Origin of the sequence: Winogradskyella maritima, assembly GCF_042650215.1 — a bacterium.
Classification (GTDB): Bacteria; Bacteroidota; Bacteroidia; order Flavobacteriales; family Flavobacteriaceae; genus Winogradskyella; species Winogradskyella maritima.
Window position 1 is genome coordinate 377,125 of sequence record NZ_JBHSAT010000023.1, and the last position, 6,534, is coordinate 383,658.

The 6,534-nt window shown below is 38.1% G+C and carries 4 protein-coding genes and 2 rRNA genes; 1 reads left to right on the top strand and 5 read right to left on the bottom strand.

Annotated elements, in window-relative coordinates:
- A complete protein-coding gene (locus tag ACFOSX_RS14905) occupies positions 1-1,227 on the bottom strand; it encodes a Glu/Leu/Phe/Val dehydrogenase dimerization domain-containing protein (RefSeq protein WP_386103075.1) in 1,227 nt (408 codons plus the stop codon).
- 65 nt (positions 1,228-1,292) lie between these two features.
- Positions 1,293-2,360, bottom strand: a complete 1,068-nt coding sequence (locus ACFOSX_RS14910; protein WP_386103043.1) for an anhydro-N-acetylmuramic acid kinase — start codon at positions 2,358-2,360, stop codon at positions 1,293-1,295.
- Positions 2,361-2,451: 91 nt separating this feature from the next.
- On the opposite strand from ACFOSX_RS14910, the gene ACFOSX_RS14915 reads away from it, so the two are divergent.
- On the top strand, positions 2,452-3,594 hold the full coding sequence (locus tag ACFOSX_RS14915) for an acyl-CoA dehydrogenase (RefSeq protein WP_386103045.1): 1,143 nt from the start codon (positions 2,452-2,454) through the stop codon (positions 3,592-3,594).
- Between the two features lie 50 nt (positions 3,595-3,644).
- Here the strand turns inward: ACFOSX_RS14915 and ACFOSX_RS14920 are convergent, their stop codons facing one another.
- From ACFOSX_RS14920 to ACFOSX_RS14930, 3 genes are all read right to left on the bottom strand, one after another.
- Positions 3,645-6,080 carry a helix-turn-helix domain-containing protein gene (locus tag ACFOSX_RS14920; protein ID WP_386103048.1) on the bottom strand — a complete coding sequence of 812 codons (2,436 nt, stop codon included), beginning with the start codon at positions 6,078-6,080 and terminating at the stop codon, positions 3,645-3,647.
- A gap of 99 nt (positions 6,081-6,179) precedes the next feature.
- Positions 6,180-6,288: ribosomal RNA gene (gene rrf / locus ACFOSX_RS14925) — 5S ribosomal RNA — on the bottom strand.
- Positions 6,289-6,420: 132 nt separating this feature from the next.
- Positions 6,421-6,534, bottom strand: a 23S ribosomal RNA gene (locus ACFOSX_RS14930); the annotation flags it as partial.

Genomic DNA, 6,534 nt, shown 5'->3' on the forward strand with positions numbered 1-6,534 from the left:
TTAAATAAGTTGTTTCAATGCAATTTCAAAGGCGGTTGCACTTATGCCTGTATTAGTTCTATTTTCTTCATGTACGTTTTTCAATGCGGTTTTTATGACTTCTGAAGTATCATTAAAAATAGCTTCATCCGTCATCTGTACTTTACGCTCCATAAAATAAGCGAAAACCCTTGCCATACCACAGTTTGAAATAAAATCTGGTATAAGGCTCACCTTGCTATCCGTATGTTCCATGATGGGTCCGAAGAAAATTTCTTTGTCCGCAAACGGTACATTTGCACCACAGGAAATAACTTCCAATCCTGTATCTATAAGTTGGTCAATCTGGTTTTGGGTTACAAGTCTTGATGCCGCACAAGGCGCAAATATTTCTGCCTTTAACGACCAGATTTTTTCATTGATTTTTTCAAACGGAATTAAGTTTTCTGCAATAAGGGTGTTCCCGGTTTTATCTAGAAATAATTGGGTAATCTCTTTAAAAGAAAAGCCGTCTTCATTAATAAGCCCTCCGACTCTATCGATAATTCCAACCACTTTAGCACCCATTTGTGCCAAATAAAATGCTGCGGCGGCACCAACGTTTCCAAAGCCTTGTACTATTGCTTTCTTACCCTTAATTGAAGTTCCTTTTATTTCGTAAAAGTGCTTTACGGCTACAGCGACGCCATAACCGGTAATCATATCGGCAACCGTATACTTCCTTGAGACATCTGGTGAATACTGTGCATTCTCAATCACTTTAATTACCCCATGCCTCAGTTGGCCAATACGATTGATTTTATCAGCATCCGTGGGTTTAAAATGGCCTTCAAAAACGCCTTCTTGCGGGTGCCAAACCCCAGATTCTTCGGTAATAGGAATGACTTCGTGAATTTCGTCCACGTTTAAATCGCCTCCCGTGCCGTAGTAACTCTTTAGTAAAGGCGACACAGCAGCGTACCAACGTTCTAAAACACCTTTTTTCCTTGGGTCTTGTGGGTTAAAATTAATACCTGATTTAGCACCACCAATGGCTGGGCCAGATACCGTAAACTTTACCTCCATCGTTTTTGCTAATGAGAGTACCTCATTCATATCCAAGCCTTCACGCATTCGGGTTCCCCCTCCAGCAGCACCTCCTCTTAGTGAATTAATGACCGTCCAACCTTCTGCTTCGGTCTCTGGGTCTTTCCAATTAAATACAATTTCAGGATCCTTATTCTCGTATTTTTGGAGTAAATCTTTGATTAATGTCATAGTTAGTCAGTTGTAACAAATATAAAAAACTCCCTAAGGTTTTTGAAGCGCTTGCTTTAATTTGTGGGAATAAAAATCTTTCCTGATGAATGGTCCATTTCAGCACCCGTGACACTACTCAAACAATTAACCTCATTTCTGTCTCTAAGAACACCTAGAAATGCGAAAATCAACGCCTCCTTAAATTCAATAATTTTTTTATCTGGAATAATTAATTCTGAAGTTGAATAGGCTTCAATCCTTGACATCAAAAACGAGTTAAAGACACCTCCACCTGTAACTAAACACTTTGAGTTTTCCTGATTTAAAACATTCCCGATTTGAAATCCTACATGTTCAACCCACGTACGCAAAGTATCTTTAAGAGGTAACTTATAGTTTAAAAGTATTGGAAAGATAGTCTCGTCAACCCATTCCAAACCTAATGATTTGGGAGGGTTTTCGGAATAAAATGAAATTGTATTCAAATCATCAAGTAATTCAGTATTTACTTTACCTGAAGACGCTAATTGTCCATTATCGTCAAAATCTAACCCTATTTCAGAAACCAGTTTGTTCATTACAATATTAACCGGACAAATATCAAAGGCAAGTCGCTCCCCATTATCTTCATACGATACATTAGCGAAGCCTCCTAAATTTAAACAATAGTCATAATCTGAAAATAAATGTCGGTCACCAATAGGTACTAATGGCGCACCTTGCCCACCGTATTCCATATCTTGAACCCTGAAATCGCAAATGACTTTGAGATTTAACTTGTCCGACAAAATTTGTCGATTCCCAATTTGATAGGTCAATCCTTTTTCAGGTTGATGTAAAGCCGTATGGCCATGTGAAGCCACAAAATCTATATCTTCTATTTGGTGTTTTTTAATAAAGTCCGAAATAATTCCAGCTAAATACAACGAATAATCATCATCGATATGGCTTAACCCATCAGCTGAAAAATTGGTTAAATGTTTTAAAGTTTGCTCCCAATTTTCATCGTAAGGAACGGTTTCTGATTTCAAAATATCGAAGGTCCATCGCTCTTTAAATTGAAATGTTGCATATACCAAATCAATACCATCGAGGGAGGTTCCCGACATTAGTCCAATAACTTTATAGTGATTAGTTATCATATTCGTAAAATTAGTATTCCTTATTGAAAATACGCTATTAATAAATTATCTTTGCACGACATTTTTAACAATTCAATAATTTCTTTTACCGATGGATTTCAGCTTAACAGAAGAGCATTTAATGATACGCGATGCGGCACGCGATTTTGCACAAACGGAATTACTGCCTGGCGTTATAGAACGTGATGATAAACAGACATTCCCACAAGAATTGGTTCGCAAAATGGGCGAACTTGGCTTTATGGGCATCATGGTCGACCCAAAATACGGTGGTAGTGGCATGGACACAATTTCGTATGTGTTGATTATGGAAGAATTGTCTAAAATCGATGCTTCTGCTTCTGTTATGGTTTCTGTGAACAATTCATTGGTATGTTATGGATTGGAAGCATACGGCACTGAAGAGCAAAAACAAAAATACCTTACCAAACTAGCAACAGGCGAGCAAATTGGCGCCTTCTGTTTGAGTGAGCCAGAAGCCGGTAGTGATGCCACGTCTCAAGCTACCACCGCGATTGACAAAGGTGACCACTACATTTTAAATGGCACAAAAAATTGGATTACTAATGGTGGACGCTCAGACGTTTACTTAGTGATAGCGCAAACAGACAGGGAAAAAGGGCACCGAGGTATCAACGCATTTATTGTTGAGAAAGGTATGGAAGGTTTTGACATTGGGCCGAAAGAAGATAAGCTTGGTATCCGTGGTAGTGATACACACACACTTCAATTCAATGACGTAAAAGTGCCTAAAGAAAATAGAATTGGTGAGGATGGCTTCGGGTTTAAGTTTGCTATGAAAACTTTATCTGGTGGACGAATTGGAATTGCCGCACAAGCCTTAGGTATTGCCTCAGGCGCTTATGAGTTGGCTTTAAAATATTCTAAAGAGCGAAAAGCTTTCGGAACTGAAATCTGTAACCACCAAGCTATAGCCTTTAAATTGGCAGATATGTACACAGAGATTGAAGCCGCAAGAATGCTCGTTATGAGAGCCGCTTGGGATAAAGACCAAGGGAACAACTATGATATGTCCAGTGCTATGGCTAAATTATACGCTAGTAAAGTGGCTATGGAACAATCGGTTGAGGCTGTACAGATTCACGGAGGCAATGGTTTTGTAAAGGAATACCATGTAGAACGTTTAATGCGTGATGCAAAGATTACCCAGATTTATGAAGGGACTTCTGAAATTCAGAAAATTGTAATTTCTAGAGGCGTTATTAAAGGCTAAAAATCGAGTTTCAAAAATTAATAAAGGCTTCAATTCATTTTGAAGCCTTTTTAAGTTTTAGCCAATTCCTCAAGAACCAGTCGAAGTTCGCCATAAGAATATTTCTCATCGAGCTGATGTTTTAAGTCGGAAAGATTTTCAAATTTATGTTTAGGTATCAATTCTTTTAATTCTTTATAATTACGTTCAGACATCAAGTCCAAAATAGTGACTTCGCCCGAAGAAATGTAACTGGCCAAGTGTCCGAAAATTGTATTTACATTCAATTCTCGCTCAAAAGCAATTTGCTCAATTGATTTTCCTGATTTGAATAAATCTAAGGAGATTTTCTTGGTATCGCCCTTTTTCTTCTTTGGTTTTTTGTCTTTAAATATTTCAGTGGCCTTAGCCATTTCTATGTCATTCTCCTCGCAATAATCCCGAATCACCTTTAAAATGGCATCGCCGTATTTCTGAACTCGGACCTTACCAAAACCATTAACCTCCAAAAGTTCTTGGGTATTGGTCGGTAGGGTTTCGCACATTTCATAAAGTGCCTTTTGGGTAAATACTTGATAGTGGATGATGTCTTTTTCGCTGGCAATATCGTTTCGTAATTCTCTTAGCAACTCGAACAACTCAACATTTGCCGTGCCATCATAAACTTGCTTGCGAGGCTTTTTCGGCTTCTCCTTTGCCAAGAATACCGCTTTAGCTCTGGCTTCGAGATATATTGAGACATTAAAACTATCTTTTAATTTTGAAAAATAGAGTTGCTTGGTGCCTATCAGTTCTTCAATCGTGTCTAGTTGCTTAATGATATCTTTTTCAATCGCTTTATTGTCTGTTGAAAATGAAAATGACTTGTATGATTCTACGATATTCGAATTGAAACTTTCACTGAAATAGGCCATCCCTTTTTTGAAGCGTTCTTGTATTTCTGAATGCTCTTCGGGTGTTTCATCATTGATAGATAACGACTTAAGCTGTGCTTTGAAACCGTTGGCTACCTTAAGGAGGTTAGTAACACAATCCTTAATAGACGTTAAAGGTGTTTCGAGATTGCCTTCAATACTGCCTCGATTTTTATAGTAAATATCCAAGAGCCTATTAACTGGATAAAGAAAACTATAAAAATTGAAAATCTCTGCGATGAGATTCAGCTGAAATTCAGATTTTGACGCTTGAAGAATAGCTTCATCAGGTTGATTTTCTTCTGCCTGTTCACTAAACGTTTGTACGTTACTGTCACTAATAATTTGACTAGAATTTATTCTGTTCTTCAAAACCAAGCCTTCCAGACTTTTGCAACGGCTTAACGCAACATAAGTTTGTCCGTGAGCAAAAGCACCTTGCGCGTCAATGATGGCTTTTTCAAACGTCAAACCCTGGCTCTTGTGAATGGTAATTGACCAAGCCAATCTTAAAGGCATCTGAGTGTAAGACCCTATTTTGTTTTCACTTATGGCTTTGGTCTCTTTATCGACTGTGTAGTTGATATTCTCCCATTCTTCTGGCGTAGTCACGATATTGAATTCGTCGTCTGGGCATTTAACTATGACTTCGTCTTTGTCTAAAAGAATCACTTTTCCGATTTTTCCATTGAAGTAACGCTTTTCGGGCGAGCTATCGTTCTTGATGAACATCACCTGGGCACCCACCTTTAGTGTTAATTCTTCTTTATTTGGATAGGCGTATTCTGGAAACTTTCCTTCAATCTTTGCTTTGTAAACATGAGCTTTGGACTTAAGCTTTTCTAATTCCGAAGTATTTGTTTGCTCTGCTCTATTGTTATGTGTTGTAAGGGAAATATAACCCTCGTCCTTATCAGGGGTGAAATCGGGATTATAGCGTTTATTTAATTCGTCAGCTGACACTTGGGACAAGCTATTTGTTCTAATCTCATTGAGAATATTGATAAACTTTGGGTTGTCTTGACGATAAATGTGTCTTAGCTCAACGGTTATAGCATTACAGTTTTGATAGGCATTACTACTGAAGAAAAATGCATTCTTATAATGTTGTTTCAACAAAAACCACTCATCTTCCTTAATTACAGGCGACAGTTGCTGTAAATCACCAATCATTAATACTTGAACTCCTCCAAAAACTTTGGTCTTATCCCTATAGCGTCTTAACGTTTGGTCAATACCATCCAACAAATCAGCACGTACCATACTGATTTCATCAATAATCAGTAAATCGAGAGATTTAATAATGTTGATTTTCGTTCTGTTGAACTTTCTATTAAAACCTGAAGAATTATTAGTCTCTTGATTAGGTAGAATTGGCCCAAATGGCAATTGAAAAAACGAATGAATGGTAACGCCCTTGGCATTAATGGCCGCAACACCAGTTGGAGCAACAACAACGATACGTTTAAGAGATTGGTGTTTTAACTTATGAAGAAATGTTGTTTTACCTGTACCAGCCTTCCCCGTTAAGAATACGTTTCTATCCGTATTATTAACGAAGTTCCAAGCAAGTTCAAGTTCTTTGTTCTTCAAGGCTGTTAATTGTGTATGCTAAACTAAATATTAATCGCTAAAGGATAAAGAGTATATAAACAAAAAAACCCTGACGATTCATAAGAATGTCAGGGTTGAAAAAGGCGGCGACCTACTCTCCCACAGTAAGCAGTACCATCGGCGCTAACGGGCTTAACTTCTCTGTTCGGAAAGGTAAGAGGTGAGCCCCGTCGCTATAACCACCTTAAAACTTCCTGCGAAAGCAGGAATCTCTTTAGATCCCGTCTGCTTTCTGCAGATCCCCACCTTCGCGGGGATAAATATCTTAACATATTGAAAACTATACATGATCGTTGCGTAACCTATAAAAAAACGGCCGTACAATAAGCCTATGGGTTATTAGTACTACTCGGCTATGACATTGCTGCCTTTACACCTGTAGCCTATCGACGTGGTCATCTTCCACGACCCTTTAAAGAAATCTCATCTTGTG

Coding starts and splice junctions, on each gene's coding strand:
- ACFOSX_RS14910 (WP_386103043.1), bottom strand. CDS start 2,360: ATGATAACTAATCACTATAAAGTTATTGGACTAATGTCGGGAACCTCC.
- ACFOSX_RS14915 (WP_386103045.1), top strand. CDS start 2,452: ATGGATTTCAGCTTAACAGAAGAGCATTTAATGATACGCGATGCGGCA.